The organism is Cellulomonas cellasea (genome assembly GCF_030372105.1).
Lineage (GTDB): Bacteria > Actinomycetota > Actinomycetes > Actinomycetales > Cellulomonadaceae > Cellulomonas_A > Cellulomonas_A cellasea_A.
The window spans coordinates 13,510-34,866 of sequence record NZ_JAUDBQ010000003.1 but is presented as its reverse complement, the minus strand read 5'-3'; the positions used below and the strand labels follow the sequence as shown (position 1 = coordinate 34,866).

The following is a 21,357-nucleotide window of genomic DNA, read 5'->3' as shown; positions in this document are numbered from 1 at the left end:
TGACTCGAGTGGCTCTTCCACCGCTGACTCCAGAACAACGTTCCGCCGCTCTAGAGAAGGCCGCCGCAGCGCGGCAGGCCCGTGCCGAGGTGAAGAACCGGCTGAAGTACTCCCAAGGGACTCTCTCGGAGGTGATCGCCCAAGGCCACGAGGACGACACCATCGGCAAGCTCAAGGTCGTCGCGCTCCTCGAGTCGCTCCCCGGGGTCGGCAAGGTCAAGGCGCGGGCCATCATGTCCGAAGTGGGCATCTCCGAGACGCGCCGCGTGCGCGGCCTGGGCCCCCACCAGATCAAGGCGCTGGTGGACAGGTTCGGGTGAGGTAGCGTCAGTGGGTCCCCCCACCACTGGCCCAGGAGTGCTGCACCCTCATGACGACGACGCCTGCCCGGCTCACCGTTCTCGCCGGACCGACTGCCGTCGGCAAGGGCACCGTGTCCGCCGATGTGCGGTCGCGGTACCCCGAGCTCTGGCTCTCGGTGTCGGTGACGACCCGGTCGCCGCGGCCCGGGGAGGTCGAGGGGGTGCATTACCACTTCGTCTCGGGCGAAGAGTTCGACGCGATGGTCGAGCGGGGCGAGATGCTCGAGTGGGCTGTGGTCCACGGCCGCAACCGCTACGGCACGCCGCGCAAGCCGGTGGAGGAGCACCTCGCCGCCGGTGAGCCGGTGCTCCTCGAGCTCGACCTGCAGGGCGCCCGCCAGGTGCGGGCGTCCATGCCCGACGCCCAGTTCATCTTCCTCGCGCCGCCGAGCTGGGACGAGCTGGTGCGCCGGCTCGTGGGCCGGGGGACCGAGGACGCCGAGGAGCGCGAGCGCCGGCTGGAGACGGCGCGCGTCGAGCTCGCCGCCGAGCCGGAGTTCGACCACACGATCGTCAACGACGACGTTCGGCGGGCGACGGACGAGCTGGTCCACCTGATGGGACTTCCGACCGGGTAACATGGCACCAGTCCCACCCCTGCAACGTGCGGAGTTCACCGTGTCCGGAACCGTCGCCGCCCCAGTCGGCATCACCGACCCGCCCATCGACCAGCTGCTCGAGCGCGCGGACTCCAAGTACGCGCTCGTCATCTACTCGGCCAAGCGCGCGCGTCAGATCAACGCCTACTACTCGCAGCTCAACGAGGGCCTGCTCGAGTACGTCGGGCCCCTCGTCGAGACCCGCCCGCAGGAGAAGCCCCTGTCGATCGCCATGCGCGAGATCGACGCCGGCCTCCTCACCGTCGAGTCGACCACCGAGGCCTGAGCCGCCTCGCCTCCGGGCAGGCGCCCTCTCGGCGGACCCACATGCGCATCGTCCTCGGCGTCTCCGGCGGTATCGCCGCCTACAAGTCGGCCTTGCTGCTGCGCCTGCTCACCGAGGCCGGCCATGACGTCCGGGTGGTGCCCACGCGGGCGTCGCTCGAGTTCGTCGGGCTGGCCACCTGGGAGGCCCTGTCCGGGCATCCGGTGAGCAGCGAGGTCTTCGAGGACGTCGCGCATGTGCCGCACGTCTCCCTGGGGAAGTCGGCCGACCTGGTCATCGTCGCGCCGGCCACCGCGGACCTGCTCTCGCGCGCGGCCACCGGCCGTGCCGACGACCTGCTGACAGCCACCCTGCTCACCGCGCGTTGTCCCGTGCTGGTCGCGCCCGCGATGCACACCGAGATGTGGGAGCACCCGGCGACCGTCCAGAACGTCGCGACGTTGCGCGAGCGTGGCGTGCACGTGCTCGAGCCCGCGTCCGGGCGCCTCACCGGGGCGGACACCGGCCCCGGCCGGATGCCCGACCCGGAGGTCGTGGCCGCCGCGGCGCTGGCCCTCGTGGCCCCTGCCGAGCAGCGCCCGCAGGACCTCGCCGGCAAGCATGTCGTCGTCTCCGCCGGAGGCACCCGGGAGCCGCTCGACCCCGTGCGCTACCTGGGGAACCGGTCCTCCGGGCGGCAGGGGTACGCCCTCGCCCGCACGGCCCAGGCCCGCGGCGCGCATGTGACATTGGTCGCCGCCAACGTGTCGCTGCCTGCTCCGGACGGCGTCGAGGTCGTGCCGGTGGAGACCACCGAGCAGCTGCGGGACGCGGTGCGCGCCGCGGCGAAGGACGCCGACGTGGTGGTCATGGCCGCCGCCGTCGCGGATTTCCGCCCGGCGACGAGCGCCACCTCGAAGATCAAGAAGTCCGGGGGCGACCCGCTCGTGCTGCGACTCGTGCAGAACCCCGACATCCTCGCCGAGCTGGCCGCCGAGCGGCTGCGGCCCGGGCAGCTCGTGGTCGGCTTCGCGGCGGAGACCGGCGACGACGGGGCCTCGGTCTTGGAGCACGGCCGCGCGAAGGCGCTGCGCAAGCGCGCCGACCTCCTGGTGGTCAACGCCGTGGGCGCCGGGCGCGGTTTCGGCACTGCCGACAACGACGTCACGATCCTCGACCGCGACGCCCAGGTCGTGGCCACGGCCAGCGGCAGCAAGGATGCCGTCGCCGACCGCGTCTGGGATGTGGTACTCGCACATGTGTGACCTTCGGCCGCATTAGGCTGTTCCGCATGACCGAGCCTGACATGCGACTGTTCACCTCCGAGTCCGTCACGGAAGGTCACCCGGACAAGATCTGTGATCAGATCTCCGACGCGATCCTCGACGCGATCCTCGAGCAGGACCCCGCGGCGCGGGTGGCGGTCGAGACGATGGTCACCACCGGCCTGGTGCATGTCGCGGGTGAGGTGACGACCAGTGCGTACGTCGAGATCCCGCAGGTCGTGCGCCAGGTGGTGCGCGGCATCGGCTACACGTCCTCCCACATCGGCTTCGATGGCGACTCGTGTGGTGTGTCCGTCTCCATCGGGCAGCAGTCGCCCGACATCGCGCAGGGCGTCGACAAGGCGCTCGAGGCGCGTCAGGACGACGCCGACCACGACCCGCTCGACCTGCAGGGCGCGGGCGACCAGGGCCTGATGTTCGGCTACGCCAGCAACGACACCTCCGCGCTGCTGCCACTGCCGATCTTCCTGGCCCACCGGCTCGCCGAGCGGCTCGCCGAGGTCCGCAAGTCCGACGTGATTCCCGGGCTGCGCCCCGACGGCAAGACCCAGGTGACGATCGGCTACGAGGGCGACCGCGCGGTGCGCCTCGACACGGTGGTCCTCTCCACTCAGCACGACCCCGACCTGAACCTCGAGTCGGTGCTCGCCCCTGCCATCGCCGAGCACGTCGTCACCCCCGTCCTGGCCGAGCTCGACCTGGACCTCGACGTGCGCGGCCACCGCCTGCTCGTCAACCCGACGGGCACGTTCGTCGTGGGCGGCCCCCAGGGCGACGCCGGCCTCACCGGCCGCAAGATCATCGTCGACACGTACGGCGGCATGGCCCGCCACGGCGGTGGCGCGTTCTCCGGCAAGGACCCGTCGAAGGTGGACCGCTCGGCCGCGTACGCGCTGCGCTGGGTCGCCAAGAACGTCGTCGCCGCCGGGCTCGCGACCCGCTGCGAGGTTCAGGTCGCCTACGCCATCGGCAAGGCGCAGCCCGTGGGCCTGTACGTGGAGACGTTCGGCACCGAGACAGTCCCGTTGGATCGCATCACGCGGGCCATCCGCGAGGTCTTCGACCTGCGCCCGGCCGCGATCATCCGGGACCTGGACCTGCTGCGGCCGATCTACCAGCGGACGGCCGCCTACGGGCACTTCGGCCGCGAGCTGCCGGAGTTCACGTGGGAGCGCACCGACCGCGCCGCCGACCTGGTCAGCGCCATCGGCTGACTCTGTGCCAGCGTGAGGGCCGTCATGGGGGCGGTCACGCGGCTCTGGCGTGTGCGGCGCACTGGTGTCAGTAGCGCGCTGGAAGATGGGACGCGCTGGAGGATGAGAGGTGTCGGTGGGCGGGCAAGGGCAGGAGCAGGGTGAGCAGCTGACCCTGCTCGACCTGCCCACCCCGCCCCCCGCCAAGGGCCGTGGCGCCCGGGCCCTCGCCCGAGACGGCGTGCAGCCCGCCGCCGAGCTGCCCGTCGCGCGGGTGTGCGTCGACTTGCCGCCCGCCCACCTGGACCGGGCGTTCGAGTACGTGGTCCCCGCCGCGCTGAGCGACGCCGCGCAGCCCGGCACCAGGGTCAAGGTCCGCTTCGGCGGCCAAGACGTCGACGGGTACCTGCTCGAGCGGATCGAGCACGCCGAGCACGACGGGACCCTGGCTCCGCTGCGCCGGGTCGTCTCACCCGAGCAGGTGCTGACGCCCGAGGTGCACGCGCTCGCCCGGGCAGTCGCGGACCGCTACGCGGGCACCCTGGCGGACGTGCTGCGGCTGGCGATCCCGGCCCGGCACGCGCGGGTCGAAGGCGCGGCGATGCCTGCGGCCCCCACCACCGCGGATGATGTGGCTGGCGAGCCCGAGCCCACCGGCGCCGACGCGCCGGGAACTGCCTCGGCGTCCCCTGACTCGACATCGGCGTCGGCCGCCGAGCCCGCAGACACGCTCGACTCAAGCGCCTGGCGGCCCTATCGGGGCGGTCCGGCGTTCCTGCAGCACCTCGGCGCCGGGGGCGCGCCGCGTGCGGTGCTGTCAGCGCTGCCCGGCCCTGCGGGGGAGCGGTGGCCCGACGCGATCGCGCAGGCGGCGGCCGCCTGCGTCGCCGGCGGGCGGGGCGCGCTGGTGGTCGTCCCGGACGCCCGGGACGTGGTGCGGGTCTGCGCGGCGCTCGACGCGGTGGGCATCGGCCCCTGGTCGGGCGGCTCCGACGACGGCTCCGCGGGCGGCTACGTCCGGCTCCTCGCGGATGACGGCCCCGCGCCCCGCTACCGGGCGTTCCTCGCCGCCCTGCGCGGTCAGGCGCAGGTGGTGGTCGGCACGCGGGCGGCCGCGTTCGCGCCGGTGTCCCGGCTAGGCCTGGTGGCCTGCTGGGACGACGGCGACGACCTGCATGTCGAGCCCCGCGCGCCGCACCCCCATGTGCGCGAGGTCCTCGCCCTGCGCGCCGCCCAGCAGGGCGCGGCGTTCCTGCTCGCGGCCCACGGCCGCACGGTGGAGGCGCAGGCGCTGGTGGAGCTCGGCTGGGCGCATGACGTGGCCGCCGATCGGGCTGTGGTGCGCGCCCGCACACCGCAGGTGCGCGCGCTGACGAGCGTGGAGCTCGCCCGCGAGGGCGCGGCCGGCGCCGCCCGGCTGCCCGGCCCCGCCGCCCGGCTCATCCGCGAGCGCCTCGCGGATGGCCCGGTGCTGGTCCAGGTGCCCCGCGCCGGCTATTTGCCGGTGGTGGCCTGCGACAGGTGCCGGGCCGTCGCGCGCTGCGGCGCCTGCCATGGCGCCCTCGCGTTGGGCTCGGCGCAGGGTGTGCCGCAGTGCGAGTGGTGCGGGCGGCTCGCGACGGGCTGGCGGTGCGCGGAGTGCGGCGCGTCGTCGTTGCGCTCGGTGCGGGTGGGGTCGGATCGGACTGCGGAGGAGCTGGGGCGGGCGTTCCCGGGCGTTCCGGTGCGCTCGTCGGGGGCGCGCTCGGCGGCCGGGGTCATCGCGACGGTGCCGGACACCCCTGCGCTGGTGGTGGCGACGACGGGCGCGGAGCCGGTGTGCGAGGGCGGGTATGCCGGGGCGGTGCTGCTCGACGCGGGGGTGGGCGCCATGTCGACGTCGCTGAGCGCGGGGGAGGACGCTGTGCGACGCTGGCTCGCCGCCGCCGCGCTGGTCCGGTCGCATGCGGACGGGGGCGTGGTGGCGCTCGTCGGGGACGGGGCGCCGGGGCCGACGCAGGCGCTGGTGCGATGGGATCCGGCGGGACTCGCGTCACGCGACCTGGTGGAGCGCCGAACGCTCGCGCTGCCGCCGGTGGTGCGGGTGGCGGCGGTGACGGGAACCCGTGAGGCGGTGCAAGCGGTGGTGGACCGGTTGGAGCTGCCCCCGGGCGGGGGAGTGCTGGGCCCGGTGCCGGTGACCGGATCGTCGCAGATCGGCGTGGCCCGGAGATCGACCCGCGCGCCCGCGCAGGAGACGCTGGACGCCGAGGTCAGGGTGCTGGTGCGCGCGCCGCTGTCCGAGGGTGGCGCGTTGGTCCGAACGCTGGCAGCCTCGCTCGCGGTGCGCAGCGCACGACGCGAGGGCGGGACCGTGCGGGTGCAGGTCGACCCGGCGGAGATGCTGTGACGTCCCTGCGTCCGCCCAAGGCGGTGGTGTTCGACCTCGGCAACGTGCTAGTCCGGTGGGACCCGCGTCTCCCGTTCGTGGGGAGCCTGACGAGCGACGAGGTCGACGCCATGTTCGAGGAGGTGGACTTCGCCGCGTTCAACCACCTGCAAGATGCCGGACGGCCGTGGGCGGTCGCGCTGGCCTCGATCCGCGAGCGGCATCCGCAGCACGCGGCGGCGATGACGCTCTATCGGGACAACTTCGCCGCGTCGTTGGCGGGCCCGGTGCCGGGCTCCGAGCGCGTGGTCCGTGATCTGCGCGCCACGGGGGTGCGGCTGCTGGGCCTGACGAACTGGTCGGCGGAGACCTTCCCGCATGCGGAGCCGGCTGCGCCCGTGATCGGGCTGCTCGAGGACGTGCTGGTGTCGGGCGAGGTGGGCTTGGCGAAGCCGGATCCCCGGATCTTCCGGCTGCTCGCGGAGCGCCACGGGCTGGACCCGGAGGCCACGGTGTTCGTGGACGACTCGGCGGCGAACGTCGAAGCGGCCGCGGGCGAGGGGTTCGACGCGCTGCTGTTCACCGATGCGGAGCGGTTGCGAGCCGACCTCGCCGAGCGTGGCCTACCGGTCTGAGCCCGCCGGCGGGCGACGGCCGCAGGCCGGGAGGCTCGGCCGAGGCACCTAGGATCGTGGGATGCGACTGCTCTTCGCCGGCACCCCCGAGGTGGCTGTTCCCGCGCTCGACGCCCTCCTCGACTCACGCCATGACGTGGTGGCGGTGCTGACCCGTCCGGACGCCCGGTCGGGGCGGGGGCGCACCCTCGCCCCGAGCCCGGTCAAGCGCCGCGCGCTGGACGCCGGGATCGAGGTGCTGACCCCCGGGAGCCCCCGTGACGTGGACTTCCAGGCCCGCCTGGAGGAGCTCGCCGTCCACGCGGCCCCGGTGGTGGCGTACGGCGCCTTGGTGCCCGCCGCGGCCCTGCGCATCCCCACGCACGGCTGGGTGAACCTGCACTTCTCGGTGCTGCCAGCCTGGAGGGGCGCCGCGCCTGTGCAGCGCGCCATCATCTCCGGCGACGAGGTCACGGGCGCCAGCACCTTCCTGCTGGAAGAGGGCCTCGACACCGGCCCGGTCTTCGGGACCCTCACGGAGACGATCCGCCCCCGGGACACCGCGGGCGACCTGCTCGGGCGGTTGTCGGTGGCGGGCGCGGGCCTGCTGGTCCGCACGCTCGACGGCATCGAGGACGGCATCCTCAGCCCGATCCCGCAGCCCCATGACGGGGTGAGCATCGCGCCGCGGCTCGAGGTGGAGGACGCACGCGTGCGGTGGCAGCACCCCGCCTACGCGGTGGACAGGCTGATCCGCGGCTGCACCCCCGCGCCGGGCGGCTGGACGACGCTGCCGGATGGCACGCGGCTCGGCCTGGGACCAGTGGCGCCCGACGCGGAGGTCGTGGACCTGGCCCCCGGGGAGGTGCGCCTGACGAAGCGGCATGTGCTGGTGGGCACGGGGACCTCGGCGGTGCGGCTGGGCGAGGTGACCCCCGCCGGCAAGCGGACGATGGACGCGAGCGCCTGGGCGCGTGGGGCGCGGCTGGCCGATGGCACGCCGCTGCGCGACGGCCTGCGGCTCGGCGACGACTCCGCCGCCCACGGCGCCCACGACGGCGCGTTGGAGGGTGACGCGTGAGCGGCGACAGCGGGCGCGGCCCGGACTCCTCGCGTCGCGACGCCCGCGGGCGGCAGCGCGGCGCCGCGCGCGTCGACGGCAGGGGTGGGCGGACCGCCAGCGCGCCGTCCCAGCGGCGCCGCGAGGCTGACGCCGCGCGCACTGCGGCGTTCGACGTGCTGCGGGCGGTGCGTGAGACGGACTCCTACGCGAACCTCGTGCTGCCGCCGCTGCTGCGCGAGCGGAGGATCAACGGCAGGGACGCCGGATTCGCCACCGAGCTCGCCTATGGGGCGCTGCGCCTGCAGGGCCGCTACGACGCGATCATCGAGCAGTGCGCCGCGCGGCCGGTCACCGCGATCGACGCCCCCGTGCTGGACGTGCTGCGACTCGGCGCCCACCAGCTCCTCGGGATGCGCGTCCCCGCGCACGCCGCGGTGTCGGAGACGGTGGGCCTGGCCCGGCAGCAGGTGGGGGCGGGCGCCGCGCAGTTCGTCAACGCGGTGCTGCGTGCCGTCAGCAAGGAGCCGCTCGAGGTGTGGCTGGAGCGCATCGGAGACGCCGCCGACCCGGCGGGCGACGCGCCGTTCGAGCGGCTGGCCGTGGTGGAGAGCCACCCGGTGTGGGTCGTGCGCGCCCTCCGGGAGGCGCTGGTGGCCCATGGCCGCCCCGCCGACGAGATCGACGCGCTGCTGCGCGCCGACAACGACGCGCCACGGGTGACCCTGGTGGCGCGGCCCGGCCTCGCCACCGCCGACGAGGTCGTCGCGGACCTTCCCGAGAGCCGCGCGGGCCGCTGGGCGCCCACCGCCGTCGTGCTCGACTCCGGCGATCCCGCGTCACTGGCTGCGGTGCGCCGTGGCGCGGTGGGCGTGCAGGACGAGGGCAGCCAGCTCACCGCGCTGGCGTTGGCCGAGGTCCCCGTCGAGGGACGCGACGAGCGGTGGCTCGACCTGTGCGCGGGGCCGGGAGGCAAGGCGGCACTGCTCGGCGCGCTGGCAGGAGTCCGCGGCGCCCGCCTGGTCGCCAACGAGGTGCAGCCGCATCGGGCCCGGCTCGTCGAGCGCGCCCTGGCAGCGCTGCCCGACGGCGCCGTCGAGGAGGTGCGTGTGGGCGATGGGCGCGTGGTCGGGGAGCAGGAGCCCGCCGCGTATGACCGGGTGCTCGTGGACGCGCCCTGCACCGGGCTCGGAGCCCTGCGCAGGCGCCCTGAGGCGCGGTGGCGGCGCAGCCCGGCAGACCTCCAGGGCCTGGGGGAGCTGCAGCGCGCGCTGCTCGGGTCGGCGCTCCAGGCGGTGCGCGTCGGCGGCGTCGTCGCCTACGTGACGTGCTCCCCGCATCTAGTGGAGACCCAGCTCGTGGTCAAGGACGCCGTGCGCGCGGCGGGCAGGCACGGGCTGGAGGTCGAGGTGCTCGACGCTCGTGAGCCGGTGCGGCGGCTCGCGCCCGGCATCGACCTCGCGGACCGCGTGGACGTGCAGCTGTGGCCGCACGTGCACGGCACTGACGCGATGCACCTGACACTGCTGCGCCGCGTGGGCTGACCCTGCCCCGCGTGCCCCGCCCGGCGGCGGCCTGCCACGCGGATACGCTGGTCAGGTGGCCGCACTGATCAGTCCCAGCATCCTGTCCGCCGACTTCGCGAACCTCGAGCGCGACCTCGCGGTGATCCGCGACGCCGACTACGCGCATGTCGACGTGATGGACAACCACTTCGTGCCGAACCTCACCTTGGGCCTTCCGGTGGTGCGCCGCATCGTCGAGGTCTCGCCGGTGCCGATCGACGCGCACCTGATGATCGAGGACGTCGACCGCTGGGCTCCGCTGTACGCCGAGGCGGGCGTCGCGTCGGTCACGTTCCACGCCGAGGCCTCCCAGGCGCCGGTGCGGCTGGCCCGTGAGCTCCGGTCGCAGGGAGTGCGCGCCTCCGTGGCGCTGCGGCCCGCCACGCCCGTGGAGCCGTTCCTCGACCTGCTCGACGAGCTCGACATGATCCTCGTGATGACCGTGGAGCCCGGCTTTGGGGGGCAGGCGTTCATCGAGGGCACGCTCGCGAAGATCCGCCGGGCCAGGGCCGCGATCGACGCCAGTGGCGCGTCGACGTGGATCCAGGTCGACGGCGGTGTCTCCCGGGGCACGATCGGGGCCATCGCCGCGGCCGGCGCGAACTGCTTCGTGGCTGGTTCCGCGGTCTACGGGGCGCCCGACCCCGCCGCGGAGATCGCCGCGCTGCGCGGGCTCGCCGACGCCGCCTCGCCGGAGGCCGGCATCTAGCGCCCAGCGTGCGGTCCCTCGGGCCAGGGGGAATGACGCGTGTGGCATCATCGTTGAGAGAACGCACACACGTGCTCCGGGGTCGGTGTAATTCCGAGCCGGCGGTGACAGTCCGCGACCCGAGCGCCCCTCACAGGGCGCCCGGTTGACCTGGTGGAATTCCAGGACCGACGGTGAAAGTCCGGATGGGAGGAGACGTGGCGGTGCGCGCCCGCATGGGCGCGCTCCGTGGGATCAGGACGCCCTCGACGGGGCGTCCCCTCCCGTCAGCCCCCGGAGCCCTCAGCGGCACGGGAGGCGACGATGGACCAGGCGGACGAGCCACTGCGGCGCGCGATGGCGCGAGCCCTGGAGCTTGCCGCGCGTGGTCCCGCGCATGGACCCAACCCCCGTGTCGGCTGCGTGCTGCTGAGCGCTGACGGCCGCACGCTCGGTGAAGGCTGGCACCGTGGCGCCGGGACCTCGCACGCCGAGGTCGCGGCCCTGGACGACGCCCGCGAGCGCGGCCACGACGTCCACGGCGCGACGGCCGTGGTGACCCTGGAGCCGTGCGACCACACCGGGCGCACCGGCCCGTGCTCGCAGGCGTTGATCGCCGCGGGGGTCGCCCGCGTCGCGATCGCCGTCGAGGACCCGAACCCTGTCGCCTCGGGAGGCGCCGCGCGGCTGCGCGCCGCCGGCGTGGACGTGCTCACCGGCATCGCCGCCGTAGCGGGCCGGGAGGTGCTGGGGCACTGGTGGCACGCCGTGGAGCGGGGCCGCCCATTCGTCACCCTCAAGCTCGCGACGTCCCTGGACGGCCGGGTGTCCGCTGCCGACGGGTCGAGCCGGTGGATCACCTCGCAGGCGTCCCGCCAGGACGCGCATGCGCTGCGCGCGCAGGTGGACGCGATCGCCGTCGGATCGGGCACCGTGCAGGTGGACGATCCCGCGCTCACGGCCCGCGACGCGGACGGCGCCCTGGCGGCGCATCAGCCCCTACGGGTGGTGGTGGGCCGTCGGCCCGTCCCCGCGAATGGTCGGCTGCGCGGCGAGGGCGGCGAGCTGGTGCACGTCCCGACGCATGACCCGCATGAGGTGCTGGCCGTGCTGCACGAGCGCGAGGTCCGCCATCTGCTCGTGGAGGGCGGGCCCACGTTGGCGGCCGCGTTCCTACGCGCGGGGGTTGTGGACGAGGTGCGCGCGTATGTGGCTCCGGTGCTGCTCGGCGCCGGGTTGCCCGCCGTGGCGGACCTCGGCATCGCGTCCATCGACGGCGCGTTGCGCCTGGAGCCCTCGGAGGTGCGTCGGCTGGGACCCGACGTGCTCGTCATCAGCCGACTCGGCGCGCCCCACACCAGCCACCCGAACGGGCCGTCTGACCCGGCCCACCTGATCCGCACGGCCAGCGAGGAGAGTTGATGTTCACCGGAATCGTCGAAGAGGTCGGGGTCGTCACCGCGATCACCACGCAGGACGGCGCCGCCGACGCGCGCGTCACGGTCAAGGGGCCGTTGGTGGTGTCCGACGCGGCGCTGGGCGACTCGATCAGCGTGTCGGGTGTGTGCCTGACGGTCACGGGCCTGCCGGGCGACGGGACGTTCACCGCCGACGTGATGCCGGAGACGTTGCGCCGCACCGCGCTGGGCGGCCTGGCGGCCGGGTCCCCGGTCAACCTCGAGCGGGCGCTGCGCGCCGACGCGCGCCTGGGCGGCCACATCGTGCAGGGGCACGTGGATGGCGTCGGGGTGCTGCGCTCCCGCACGCCGGGGCCCCGTTGGGACGACCTGGTGTTCGAGGTGGGCCCCGACCTGGCGAGGTACATCGCCGAGAAGGGCTCGGTGGCCGTCTCGGGGGTGTCGCTGACCGTGACGCAGGTGACGGCGGACTCGTTCGGGGTCTCGCTGATCCCCACGACCCTCGCCGCGACGACGTTGGGCGGGCTCACCCCGGGCGCGCTCGTGAATGTGGAGGTCGATGTGCTCGCCAAGTACGTGGAACGCCTGCTGCAGGCGGGGGAGGTGGCCCGATGAGCGCCGAGATCCGCATGGGGACGATCGAGGAGGCCCTCGACGCGCTGCGCGCGGGCCGCCCAGTGCTGGTGGCCGACTCGCCCGACCGGGAGAACGAGGCCGACGTGATCCTCGCGGCGGCGTCCGCGACCCCCGAGTGGGTGGCCTGGACGATCCGGCACTCCTCGGGCTACCTGTGCGCGCCCATGCCGGCGGCGCGGGCCGACGCGCTGCAGCTCCCGCTGATGGTGCCGCACAGCCAGGACCCGCGCCGCACCGCGTACACCGTGACGGTGGACGCGGCGACCGGCGTGACGACGGGGATCTCCGCCGCGGACCGGGCCCGCACCCTGCGCGTCCTGGCCGACCCGGCCTCCGGCGCCGAGAGCCTCATCCGCCCCGGCCACGTGCTGCCGCTGCGGGCGGTGCCCGGCGGCGTGCTGCATCGGGCCGGCCACACGGAGGCCGCCGTGGACCTGTGCCGTCTGGCCGGGCTGGAGCCGGTGGGCGCGATCGCGGAGCTGGTCCACGACGACGGCACGATGATGCGGCTCGACAGCGCCGCGCGGCTCGCCGCCGACGAGGGGCTGGTGCTCATCACCATCGCCGACCTGGTCGCCTGGCGCACTGAGCACGGCGACGTGGTCGAGCCCGCCGAGGAGTCCGCCCCCGAGCCCGCCCCGGCGCCCCGCGTCCACGCGACGCACACCGCGTACCTGCCCACCCGGCACGGCGAGTTCCGCATCCACGGCTACCGCGACGTCCGCACGGGCGCTGAGCATGTGGCCCTCGTCGCCTCCCAGGGCCTGTCGGAGCAGCCGGTGGTGCGGGTGCACTCCGAATGCCTCACCGGCGACGCGTTCGGCTCGGCGCGCTGCGACTGCGGGCCGCAGCTCGACGCCGCGCTGGAGCTCGCGGCGCGCGAGGGTGGCGCCGTGGTGTACCTGCGCGGCCATGAGGGTCGCGGGATCGGCCTGCTGGCCAAGGTGGCGGCCTATGCGCTGCAGGACCAGGGCCGGGACACCGTCGAGGCGAACCTCGACCTGGGCTGGCCGGCGGACCGCCGCGAGTACGGCGCCGCGGCGGCGATCCTCGCCGACCTGGGCGTGCGGCGCCTCACGCTGCTGACCAACAACCCGGCGAAGGTCGCCGGGCTGCGCGCGCACGGCATCGATGTGGACCAGGTGCGGGCCCTCGAGGTGGGGCGCACGCCGCACAACGAGGCGTACCTGCGCACCAAGGCCGTGTCGATGGGCCATGTGCTGACCTTCCCGCCCGGCACCGAGCAGACCGAGCCGCTGCGGCTCGACCCGGTGGAGGCGGCCCCCGCAGCCCCCGGCACCGACACCAGCGACCACGTCCTGTCCGAGGACGACCTGAGCACCATCCCCACCAACGAGGAGATCACGTCATGAGCGGCGCCGGAGCACCTTCCCTGGACGTCGACGGCGTCGGCCTGCGGGTGACAGTCGTCGCCGCGAGCTGGCACACCGTCGTCATGGACGGGCTGATCGAGGGCGCGCGACGCGCCCTGGAGGCCGCCCACGTGACGGACGTCACCTGGGTGCGCGTCCCGGGCACTTTCGAGCTGCCCGTGGCGGCCCGTCACGCGGCCGAGCACGCCGACGCCGTGGTCGCCCTGGGCGTCGTCATCCGGGGCGGCACCCCGCACTTCGACTACGTGTGCCAGGCGGCCACCATGGGCCTGACCGACGTGGCGGTGCGCACCGGGGTGCCCGTCGGCTTCGGGGTGCTCACCTGCGACGACGAGGCGCAGGCGCTCGACCGCGCGGGGCTGCCCGGCTCGCACGAGGACAAGGGCGCCGAGGCCGCGGAGGCGGTCATCGCGACCGTCGCGGCGCTGCGTGCGTCTAGGCTCCTGCCGTGAAGACGTTCGACTCGCTGTTCGCCGAGCTGGCCGACAAGGCCGCCACCCGCCCCGCCGGTTCCCGCACCGTCGTCGAGATCGACGCCGGTGTCCATGCGATCGGGAAGAAGGTCGTCGAGGAGGCGGCCGAGGTGTGGATGGCCGCGGAGCATGAGGGCGACGAGCGCACCGCCGAGGAGATCTCGCAGCTGCTGTACCACCTGCAGGTGCTGATGCTCGCCAAGGGCCTGACCCTCGAGGACGTCTACACCCACCTGTGAGCCACACGGCCACACCATCTGCCTTCTTGCCGAACCACCCATCGTGAGGACCCCGTGCTGAGGATCGCCGTCCCCAATAAGGGCTCGTTGTCGGAGCCCGCCGCCGAGATGCTGCGCGAGGCGGGCTACCGCCAGCGCCGCGACTCCCGTGAGCTCGTGCTGCCCGACCCGGACAACGACGTCGAGTTCTTCTTCCTGCGCCCCCGCGACATCGCGGTGTACGTCGGCGCCGGCACCGTCGACGTCGGGATCACCGGGCGCGACCTGCTGCTCGACTCCGAGTCGGCGGCGACGGAGCACCTGCGGCTCGGCTTCGCGCGCTCCACGTTCCGGTTCGCCGCCCCGGCGGCCCAGTCCCTGGAGAACGCGTCGCAGATCGCGGGCCGCCGCGTCGCGACGTCATACCCGGTGCTCGTGCGCGACTACCTGGCCGAGCGTGGTGTGGCCGCCTCGGAGGTCGTCCGCCTCGACGGGGCCGTGGAGACCGCGATCCGGCTCGGCGTGGCCGACGTGATCGCCGACGTCGTCGAGACCGGCACGACGCTGCGCGCCGCCGGCCTGGAGATCTTCGGCGACCCGATCCTGCGCTCGGAGGCCGTGCTGATCAAGCGCACCGACGGCGAGGAGCCCGCAGGCCTCGACGTGCTGACCCGCCGCCTGCAGGGCGTGATGACGGCCCACGAGTACGTGCTGATGGACTACGACGTGCCGCTCGCCCTCGTGGACGCTGCCGTGGCGATCACGCCCGGGCTGGAGTCCCCGACGGTCTCGCCGCTGCACAACCGCGAGTGGGCGGCCGTGCGGGCGATGGTGCGCCGCACCGACACCAACAGGGTGATGGACACCCTGTACGACCTGGGGGCGCGGGCGATCCTCGTGACGTCGATCCACGCCTGTCGACTGTGAGCCACCCGGGCGGCGGCGAGGACCGCGACTCGGCGGACGCCCGTCGCGCCGCCCTGTACGCGCCGTTCCGCCCCCGCTACGCGCGCATCGTGACGCTCGCGTTCGCGGGGGTGGTGGCGGCGTTGACGGTCGTGCTCATCGTGACTTTCCCCCAGCTCTCGCCCGGCGCGGACGTGCTGGGCGACCAGATCGGCTTCGGCCTGGTCGGCGCGGCCATCACCCTGTTCCTGTGGCGCCAGGCCACCGTGTCGGCGCGCGTGTCGCCGCAGGGGATCGCCGTCCGCAACCTGGTGTTCTCGCGCCGGCTGGAATGGGCTGAGGTCGTCCTGGTGCGCTACGGCGAGGGCCGCCCGTGGGCGCAGCTCGACCTCGCGGACGGCACCACCCTCGCGGTGATGGGAGTGCAGCGGGCCGACGGCGCGCACGCCGAGCGTGAGGCGCGCAGGCTGGCGACCCTGGTCGAGTTGCACACGCGCACCGAGCGCGACGACTGAGCCTCAGGCGGCGGTCAGCCGACGCGGCCGGCTGCGAGGTGCTCCGCATGGGCCCCCGCCGCGGCGGCCGCGAGGAAGGCCGCGGGATCGGCGTCCAGCCCGCGTCCCATGGTGGACAGCCGCACCGGCGAGGAGGCCAGCGCGGCGAGCAGTGCCGCGTGCGCGGGAACCTGCACCAGGCGGTGGCGCCCGTGCGGGCTGACCAGCGCGGACGCCTGCTCACGCACCCGCTGGCCGAGCTCCGCGAACGACAGGCCCGTTGCGGGGCCAGCTGAGCCGAGAGCGGGATCGAAGACGGGGACCACTAGGTCCGCGGGGGCCAGTGCGACCCGCCCGTAGGCGGTCAGGGAGTGGTGCGACACACCCAGGTGCCGGTCCCGGGGATCGGCGCCCGACACACGCAACGACGCCACCGGGGCGCCGTGGAGCGTCGCCGCGGCATTGACCGCCTCACCCGCCGCGACCCCGGAGAAGCCCCACCGGGTGCCCGTGCCGAGGTTCCCCGGCCCCTGCGCCACCACCACCAGGTCCGCGCCGACCACATGCCGGGCGGCGAGCAGCCCGGTGTGCACCGTGACCGCCTCGAGGTCGCCGCCGAAAGCCTGCCCGGTGGTCACGCACGCCTCGATCCAGCCCGCAGCCCGCAGCCCCGCCACAGCCTGGGAGAACCACGCCGGCAGCGCGCCCCCGTCGGTCATCACATACGCCACCCGGGGCGCGGGGCGACCCGCCTGCTCCGCCGCGTGCCGTGCGCCCGCGATGATCGCGGGGAGCGCGGAGTGCAGGTCCGCGACCACCACCGGCAGCCCGGCGAGGTCGTCCGCGTCGCGCAGCACGTCATGGTGCGCGGACTCCTGGTCGTCGACGCCCAGCACCATCTCCTGCAGCGGCGTGTACCGCGCCTTGACCAGGTGGCCCGGACCAGGCGCCGGGTCCTCGGGCAGCGTGTCGGCGAGGGCGACCACCATCGCGTACCCGCCGGTGCCGAGCCCGCGGGCCAGCGCCGTCACGTTGAGCAGCACCCGCTCACCGACCGCAGGCAGCCCGACGAGGCCTGGGTAGGCCAGCGCCCGCACCGACGCTCCGGCGGCGAAACCGCCGACCCCCTCCTCGAGGGTGGCCTCGAGCTCCGCCGCACCCGGCCAACGCCGTCCGTGCGACACCACGACTGCTGAACGCCAGGTGATCACCGGATCACGCTACCGGCCACTAGCGTGGTGCCGATGCCAGAACAGATCCATCCCGCCGAGCGGCTGCTCAACCTGGTCATCGCGCTGGTCAACACGTCCGCGCGCATGACTAAGGACCAGATCCGCACGAGCGTCGCCGGCTACGGCGACGCTCCCTCCGACGACGCCTTCGAGCGGATGTTCGAGCGCGACAAGGACACCTTGCGCGAGCTCGGCATCCCGATCCTCACGGTCACGGGAGCGGGGCACGGCGACGACATCGGGTACCGCATCGACCAGGAGGCGTACGCGCTGCCGGCGATCGACCTGACGCCCGCCGAGCTGGGCGTGCTGTCGCTGGCCTCCCAGTTCTGGCAGGACCAGTCCGTGCGCACCGACACCACGCGGGCGCTGACCAAGCTGCGCGCAGTCGGCGAGGCCCCCGAGGCCGCGGACCTCGTGGCCGGGCTGGCGCCCCGGGTGCGCGCCGCGGGGGACAGCTTCGGGCCACTGCTCGAGGCCGTCCAAGCCCGCCGCGTCGTGACGTTCACCTACCGCGCGGCGAGCACCGGCGAGGTGCGCGCCCGCACGGTGGAGCCGTGGCGGCTGCTGGCGCGCCGTGGCGGCTGGTTCCTCGTGGGCCATGACCGCGAGCGCGGCGAGGCCCGCTCGTACCGCCTGAGCCGGATCGAGGGGCCAGTGCGCGTCACGGGGCCCGAGGGCGCGTTCGACGCGCCGGACCCGGACGTGCTCGAGGCCGCGATGCGGTCGTGGAGCGGGGGCTCCCAGCAGATCGCGGTGCTCGCGGTGCGCCCTGAGCGGGCCGAGGCGCTGCGTGCGCGCGCGGTGGCCGCGGTGGACGGGGCTGTGGTGTCGCCCGATGGCGAGGGCCTGGCCGAGCCGGGCGTCGCTGCGGTGCTCGCCGATCGCGACCTGGTGCGCGTGCCGTTCACGTCGCTCGGGGAGATGGCCGAGGAGGTGCTCGGCTACGGCGACGCCGTCGTGGTGCTGGCGCCCCTGGCGCTGCGCCACGCGGTGCTGCGCCTGCTGCGCGTCGCCGCCGCGCTGCCCGCGTCGTCTGGAGGGCCGTCCGATGGCTGAGCGCGCGAGTGAGCGGCTGCTGCGGCTGCTCGGCATGATCACGTACCTCGACCGCCACACGGGCGTGCCCGTCGAGCAGGTGGCGGCGCACTTCGGGGTCAGCCCCCGCCAGGTCATCGACGATGTCGACACGCTGTGGATGACGGGCACGCCGGGGTACTACCCGCATGACCTGATCGACTTCGACGCGGCCTCCTATGAGGAGGGCGTCGTGCGGCTCACCGAGGCCCGGGGGATGACGCGGCCGCTGCGGCTCGGCACCCGCGAGGCGGTGGCCCTGGTCGCGGCGCTGCGGGCCATGCGGGAGGCGCTCGACCCGAGCCTGGACGCCGAGCGCTCCCAGGTGCTGTCCTCCGCGTTGGAGAAGTTGACGGCCGCGACCGGCGAGGCCGCCGCGGGAGTCGACGTGCGCCTGGCGGTGGACGGGTCGCCGCAGGTCGTCGCGGCCATCGGCTCGGCGCTGCAGGCGGGCCGGCGCATGTGGCTGCGCTACGTCAACGCGTCCGATGTCGCGAGCGAGCGCGAGGTCGACCCGATCCGCCTGGTGACCTCCGACGAGCGGTCCTACCTGCTGGCCTGGTGCCTGCGGGCCGACGGCGAGCGCCTGTTCCGCGTCGACCGCGTGGTCGCCGCCACAGTGCTCGACGCGCCGGCCGAGCCGCACCCGGTGAGCGCCGGGGCGACGGACTTCCGCCCGGACGCGTCAGGCGGCCTGGTCACGCTGCGCCTGGCGAGCCGGGCGCGGTGGGTCGCGGAGAGCGTGCCCGTCGAGGCGGTGCGCAACCACGAGGACGGGTCGTTCGAGGTGGACCTGCGGGTCGCGAACCAGGCGTGGTTGCGCCACCTGGTGCTGCGCGTCGCCGAGGATGTGCTCGAGGTGCGGCCCGCCGAGGTCGCCGCCGCTGTCGCCCGCTTCGCCCGGGAGGCGCTCGAGGCGTACGGGCCGCTGGGGGAGCCGGCGCCGCCGACGGCCTGAGCCGCGCCCTGCCGTCCCGTGGGCGGCGGGCTGCGCGCTCGCACTAGGGTGGGCGCGTGCTGTGGTTCCTGGTCTGGACGGCCCTCATCCTGGGCGCGCTCGTCGGCGCGTTCCTGCTCGGGCGCGACCTGTGGCGCAAGGGGCTGGCGCTCCTACGCGAGCTGGGGCGTGCCGCGGAGGCGCTGAGCGTGCTCGCCGAGCGGGTCGAGGAGTTGTCCGACGCCGCCGCGGAGCTCTCCGCCGTCCGGCCGCAGCTCCTCGACGATCCGGGCGAGCACCGGGCCGCCGTCGACCGGTTGCGCGCCGAGCGTGAGGAGCGCTCAGCGGCCCGCGCGGAGCGGCGCGAGGCGACGTACGCACGCTGGCGCGCGTACAGCCGCTGAGCCGCCGCGGGCAGGACCAATGGGCGCATCAACCACCCGTGTCGGCCCGTTAGTATCGGGGCACCATAGGTTCGAGGGAGACATCCGATGAACGCGCTCAAGCCCATGCACATCCTGGTCCTGGTGATCATCGTGCTGCTCCTCTTCGGGGCCAAGCGGCTGCCTGACCTCGCCAAGAGCGTGGGCCAGTCGTTGAAGATCTTCAAGAACGAGGTCAAGGACCTCACCGAGGACAACGACACCCGCCCGTCGGCGGCCGAGCCCGCCACAGTGGTCGTGCCGCCCGCCGCCGCCCCGCAGGCCGTGGCCGACCCGCCCGCCCCCGCCCCGCATCCTGAGCGGCCGGCGCAGGCGCCTGCGGCCGGGGGCGACCAGCCCTCGAGCTGACCCCCATGAGCGACAAGGCCCGCCGGCCAGCCGCCGGCGGCCGGATGCCCCTGCGCGAGCACCTGCGTGAGCTCCGCAAGCGGTTGTTCCTGGCCGCCTGCGGCCTCGTCGTCGGCGCAGTGGCCGGGTGGCTGGTGTTCGACCCGGTGTTCCACGCGCTCCAGGAGCCGCTGCTGAACGCCGCGGCCGAGCGCGGCGCGACCGCCTCGGTGAACTTCGGCGGCTTGGCGACGGCGTTCGACATGCGGATCAAGATCTCGCTGTTCCTGGGCGCGATCCTCACCAGCCCGTGGTGGCTGTTCCAGCTCTGGGCCTTCGTGACGCCCGGGTTGACCCGCCGCGAGCGCGGGTACGCCATCGGCTTCGTGGGGGCGGCGGCGCCGCTGTTCCTCGCCGGCTCGTACCTGGCCTGGACGACGATGCCCACGGCGGTGCGCGTCCTGACGGACTTCATCCCGCAGGAGGCCACCAACCTCGTCGACGCGCAGACGTACCTGAGCTTCGTGATGCGCTTCGTGCTCGCCTTCGGCGTCGCGTTCGTGCTGCCGGTGATCATGGTCGCGGTCAACCTGGCCGGCCTGGTGCGGGCGTCCACCTGGGCCAAGGGCTGGCGGTGGGCGGTGCTGCTGGCCTTCGTCTTCGCGGCGGTCATGACCCCCACCCCCGACGCGATCACGATGGTGGTCATGGCGCTGCCGATCTGCGCCCTGTACTTCATCGCCCTGGGCATCTGCCTGCTGAACGACCGCCGCGTGAACAAGGCGCGGGTCGCCGCGGGCCTGCCCCGCCTCGACGGCACCATGGCGGACGAGGACGACGACGCGGCGGGGGCCGCGACCGCGAGCGCCGACGAGCCAGGGCGCGCGTGACGCACATCGGCGTCGTGGTCAACCCCACCGCAGGGCAGGGCAGGGGCCGTGGCGCGGGAACCGCAACCGTCGACGCGCTGCGTCGTCGGGGGCACCATGTCGAGGACCTGTCCGCCAGGGACCTCGAGGGCGCGAGCGCACGCGCGCGGCATGCGGCGGTGCGCGGCCTCGACGCCCTGGTGATGGTCGGCGGGGACGGGATGGTCAACCTCGGCGCGAACGTGGTCGCTGAGACGGACCTGCCGCTCGGCATCGTGGCCGTCGGCACGGGCAATGACCTGGCACGCGCACTCGAGCTGCCACGCGGCGATGTGGACGCCTCGGTGCGCGCCATCGAGCACGGCCTCGCTCAGGGGCCGCGGGCGATCGACGCGGTCAGCGCCGGGCCCCCGTTGCACACCGCGCGCACCTGGTACTTGGGGACGTTGTCCTGCGGGGTCGACGCGGCGGTGAACGCGCGGGCCAACACGATGCGCTGGCCCCGGGGGAGTGGCCGGTACGTCCGCGCGCTGATCGGCGAGCTGCGCCACTTCGCGCCTTACGGCTACCGGGTGACCCTCGACGACGTCGTGTGGGAGTCGGCGGGTTGCGTGGTCGCGGTGGCGAACGCCCCGTGGTTCGGCGGCGGTGTGAAGGTCGCCCCGGACGCCCGCGTCGACGACGGGCTGCTGGACGTCGTGGTCGCCGGGCCGTTCACCCGCGCCGGCGTCGTGCGGATCTTCCCGGGGATGTACGCCGGGCGGCATGTGCGCCACCCCGCCGTCCAGGTGTTCCGCTCACGCACGGCGCTCATCGAGCCCGTGGAGCGACTGGGCGCTTTTCCGCCCGACGCGTTCGCGGACGGCGAGCGACTGGGGCCCGCGCCGCTGCTGGCCCAGGTGCACCCCGGCGCGGTGCAGGTGCTCGCCTGAC

The 21,357-nt window shown here is 74.4% G+C and carries 24 protein-coding genes and 1 riboswitch; of the genes, 23 read left to right on the top strand and 1 reads right to left on the bottom strand.

The annotated features are described in order from the left end of the window. Positions 1-8: 8 nt before the first annotated feature. The 17 genes from mihF (at position 9) to QUV83_RS03770 (ending at position 15,560) form a co-directional block, all read left to right on the top strand. Positions 9-320: an integration host factor, actinobacterial type gene (gene mihF, locus QUV83_RS03850; RefSeq protein ID WP_066588755.1), complete on the top strand. Its 312-nt coding sequence runs from the start codon at positions 9-11 to the stop codon at positions 318-320. A 50-nt stretch (positions 321-370) separates the two neighbouring features. Continuing rightward, the gene (gene gmk, locus QUV83_RS03845) at positions 371-940 is read left to right on the top strand and encodes a guanylate kinase (protein ID WP_289562842.1); all 570 of its coding nucleotides are present in this window, start codon (positions 371-373) and stop codon (positions 938-940) included. Between the two features lie 40 nt (positions 941-980). After that, positions 981-1,247: a DNA-directed RNA polymerase subunit omega gene (gene rpoZ / locus QUV83_RS03840; RefSeq protein WP_289562841.1), complete on the top strand. Its 267-nt coding sequence runs from the start codon at positions 981-983 to the stop codon at positions 1,245-1,247. A gap of 41 nt (positions 1,248-1,288) precedes the next feature. Next, positions 1,289-2,491, top strand: coding sequence for a bifunctional phosphopantothenoylcysteine decarboxylase/phosphopantothenate--cysteine ligase CoaBC (gene coaBC, locus QUV83_RS03835; RefSeq protein WP_289562840.1), 1,203 nt, complete (start codon positions 1,289-1,291; stop codon positions 2,489-2,491). A 26-nt stretch (positions 2,492-2,517) separates the two neighbouring features. After that, positions 2,518-3,726, top strand: coding sequence for a methionine adenosyltransferase (gene metK, locus QUV83_RS03830; protein WP_289562839.1), 1,209 nt, complete (start codon positions 2,518-2,520; stop codon positions 3,724-3,726). A gap of 109 nt (positions 3,727-3,835) precedes the next feature. Continuing rightward, positions 3,836-6,094, top strand: a complete 2,259-nt coding sequence (locus tag QUV83_RS03825; protein ID WP_289562837.1) for a primosomal protein N' — start codon at positions 3,836-3,838, stop codon at positions 6,092-6,094. Beyond that, on the top strand, positions 6,091-6,708 hold the full coding sequence (locus QUV83_RS03820) for an HAD family hydrolase (RefSeq protein WP_289562836.1): 618 nt from the start codon (positions 6,091-6,093) through the stop codon (positions 6,706-6,708). The genes QUV83_RS03825 and QUV83_RS03820 overlap by 4 nt, the downstream gene beginning before the upstream one ends. Before the next feature lie 61 nt (positions 6,709-6,769). Further along, entirely contained in the window at positions 6,770-7,768 is a 999-nt protein-coding gene (locus QUV83_RS03815) for a methionyl-tRNA formyltransferase (RefSeq protein WP_289562834.1), read from the top strand. Continuing rightward, the gene (locus tag QUV83_RS03810; RefSeq protein WP_289562832.1) at positions 7,765-9,291 is read left to right on the top strand and encodes an RsmB/NOP family class I SAM-dependent RNA methyltransferase; all 1,527 of its coding nucleotides are present in this window, start codon (positions 7,765-7,767) and stop codon (positions 9,289-9,291) included. The genes QUV83_RS03815 and QUV83_RS03810 overlap by 4 nt, the downstream gene beginning before the upstream one ends. Before the next feature lie 55 nt (positions 9,292-9,346). Further along, entirely contained in the window at positions 9,347-10,021 is a 675-nt protein-coding gene (gene rpe / locus QUV83_RS03805; RefSeq protein ID WP_289562830.1) for a ribulose-phosphate 3-epimerase, read from the top strand. Positions 10,022-10,088: 67 nt separating this feature from the next. Beyond that, positions 10,089-10,222: riboswitch (FMN riboswitch) on the top strand. 102 nt (positions 10,223-10,324) lie between these two features. Continuing rightward, positions 10,325-11,422 (top strand): bifunctional diaminohydroxyphosphoribosylaminopyrimidine deaminase/5-amino-6-(5-phosphoribosylamino)uracil reductase RibD, encoded by a 1,098-nt coding sequence (ribD, locus tag QUV83_RS03800; RefSeq protein ID WP_289562828.1) that lies wholly within the window; start codon positions 10,325-10,327, stop codon positions 11,420-11,422. Beyond that, a complete protein-coding gene (locus QUV83_RS03795) occupies positions 11,422-12,033 on the top strand; it encodes a riboflavin synthase (protein WP_289562826.1) in 612 nt (203 codons plus the stop codon). The genes ribD and QUV83_RS03795 overlap by 1 nt, the downstream gene beginning before the upstream one ends. Continuing rightward, a complete protein-coding gene (gene ribB, locus QUV83_RS03790) occupies positions 12,030-13,427 on the top strand; it encodes a 3,4-dihydroxy-2-butanone-4-phosphate synthase (RefSeq protein WP_289562825.1) in 1,398 nt (465 codons plus the stop codon). Before QUV83_RS03795 ends, ribB begins: the two co-directional genes overlap by 4 nt. After that, positions 13,424-13,900 (top strand): 6,7-dimethyl-8-ribityllumazine synthase, encoded by a 477-nt coding sequence (ribH, locus tag QUV83_RS03785; RefSeq protein WP_289562822.1) that lies wholly within the window; start codon positions 13,424-13,426, stop codon positions 13,898-13,900. The genes ribB and ribH overlap by 4 nt, the downstream gene beginning before the upstream one ends. Further along, complete coding sequence (locus QUV83_RS03780) at positions 13,897-14,160, top strand: phosphoribosyl-ATP diphosphatase (RefSeq protein WP_289562821.1); 264 nt, start codon at positions 13,897-13,899, stop codon at positions 14,158-14,160. Before ribH ends, QUV83_RS03780 begins: the two co-directional genes overlap by 4 nt. Positions 14,161-14,214: 54 nt before the next feature. After that, positions 14,215-15,066, top strand: a complete 852-nt coding sequence (gene hisG, locus QUV83_RS03775) for an ATP phosphoribosyltransferase (RefSeq protein ID WP_289562819.1) — start codon at positions 14,215-14,217, stop codon at positions 15,064-15,066. Beyond that, entirely contained in the window at positions 15,063-15,560 is a 498-nt protein-coding gene (locus QUV83_RS03770; protein ID WP_289562817.1) for a PH domain-containing protein, read from the top strand. The genes hisG and QUV83_RS03770 overlap by 4 nt, the downstream gene beginning before the upstream one ends. A gap of 14 nt (positions 15,561-15,574) precedes the next feature. Here QUV83_RS03770 and QUV83_RS03765 read toward each other — a convergent pair whose 3' ends face one another. Beyond that, a complete protein-coding gene (locus QUV83_RS03765) occupies positions 15,575-16,750 on the bottom strand; it encodes a DUF3866 family protein (protein ID WP_289562815.1) in 1,176 nt (391 codons plus the stop codon). A gap of 33 nt (positions 16,751-16,783) precedes the next feature. Between QUV83_RS03765 and QUV83_RS03760 the strand changes: the two genes are divergently transcribed. The 6 genes from QUV83_RS03760 (at position 16,784) to QUV83_RS03735 (ending at position 21,356) form a co-directional block, all read left to right on the top strand. After that, a complete protein-coding gene (locus tag QUV83_RS03760) occupies positions 16,784-17,830 on the top strand; it encodes a helix-turn-helix transcriptional regulator (RefSeq protein WP_289562814.1) in 1,047 nt (348 codons plus the stop codon). Then, on the top strand, positions 17,823-18,806 hold the full coding sequence (locus QUV83_RS03755) for a helix-turn-helix transcriptional regulator (RefSeq protein WP_289562812.1): 984 nt from the start codon (positions 17,823-17,825) through the stop codon (positions 18,804-18,806). The genes QUV83_RS03760 and QUV83_RS03755 overlap by 8 nt, the downstream gene beginning before the upstream one ends. A 56-nt stretch (positions 18,807-18,862) precedes the next feature. Then, positions 18,863-19,189, top strand: coding sequence for a hypothetical protein (locus QUV83_RS03750; protein ID WP_289562810.1), 327 nt, complete (start codon positions 18,863-18,865; stop codon positions 19,187-19,189). A gap of 87 nt (positions 19,190-19,276) precedes the next feature. Continuing rightward, positions 19,277-19,576, top strand: coding sequence for a Sec-independent protein translocase subunit TatA (tatA, locus tag QUV83_RS03745; RefSeq protein WP_289562809.1), 300 nt, complete (start codon positions 19,277-19,279; stop codon positions 19,574-19,576). Positions 19,577-19,620: 44 nt separating this feature from the next. Further along, on the top strand, positions 19,621-20,445 hold the full coding sequence (gene tatC, locus QUV83_RS03740; RefSeq protein ID WP_289563063.1) for a twin-arginine translocase subunit TatC: 825 nt from the start codon (positions 19,621-19,623) through the stop codon (positions 20,443-20,445). After that, complete coding sequence (locus QUV83_RS03735; RefSeq protein WP_289562807.1) at positions 20,442-21,356, top strand: diacylglycerol/lipid kinase family protein; 915 nt, start codon at positions 20,442-20,444, stop codon at positions 21,354-21,356. Before tatC ends, QUV83_RS03735 begins: the two co-directional genes overlap by 4 nt. Position 21,357 lies beyond the last annotated feature (1 nt).

Bases quoted from the DNA above. Each gene is read 5' to 3' on its own strand.
- ribD (WP_289562828.1), top strand. From the start codon at position 10,325: ATGGACCAGGCGGACGAGCCACTGCGGCGCGCGATGGCGCGAGCCCTG.
- ribB (WP_289562825.1), top strand. From the start codon at position 12,030: ATGAGCGCCGAGATCCGCATGGGGACGATCGAGGAGGCCCTCGACGCG.
- gmk (WP_289562842.1), top strand. From the start codon at position 371: ATGACGACGACGCCTGCCCGGCTCACCGTTCTCGCCGGACCGACTGCC.
- QUV83_RS03795 (WP_289562826.1), top strand. From the start codon at position 11,422: ATGTTCACCGGAATCGTCGAAGAGGTCGGGGTCGTCACCGCGATCACC.
- QUV83_RS03815 (WP_289562834.1), top strand. From the start codon at position 6,770: ATGCGACTGCTCTTCGCCGGCACCCCCGAGGTGGCTGTTCCCGCGCTC.
- QUV83_RS03760 (WP_289562814.1), top strand. From the start codon at position 16,784: ATGCCAGAACAGATCCATCCCGCCGAGCGGCTGCTCAACCTGGTCATC.
- tatA (WP_289562809.1), top strand. From the start codon at position 19,277: ATGAACGCGCTCAAGCCCATGCACATCCTGGTCCTGGTGATCATCGTG.
- ribH (WP_289562822.1), top strand. From the start codon at position 13,424: ATGAGCGGCGCCGGAGCACCTTCCCTGGACGTCGACGGCGTCGGCCTG.
- QUV83_RS03755 (WP_289562812.1), top strand. From the start codon at position 17,823: ATGGCTGAGCGCGCGAGTGAGCGGCTGCTGCGGCTGCTCGGCATGATC.
- metK (WP_289562839.1), top strand. From the start codon at position 2,518: ATGACCGAGCCTGACATGCGACTGTTCACCTCCGAGTCCGTCACGGAA.
- tatC (WP_289563063.1), top strand. From the start codon at position 19,621: ATGCCCCTGCGCGAGCACCTGCGTGAGCTCCGCAAGCGGTTGTTCCTG.
- coaBC (WP_289562840.1), top strand. From the start codon at position 1,289: ATGCGCATCGTCCTCGGCGTCTCCGGCGGTATCGCCGCCTACAAGTCG.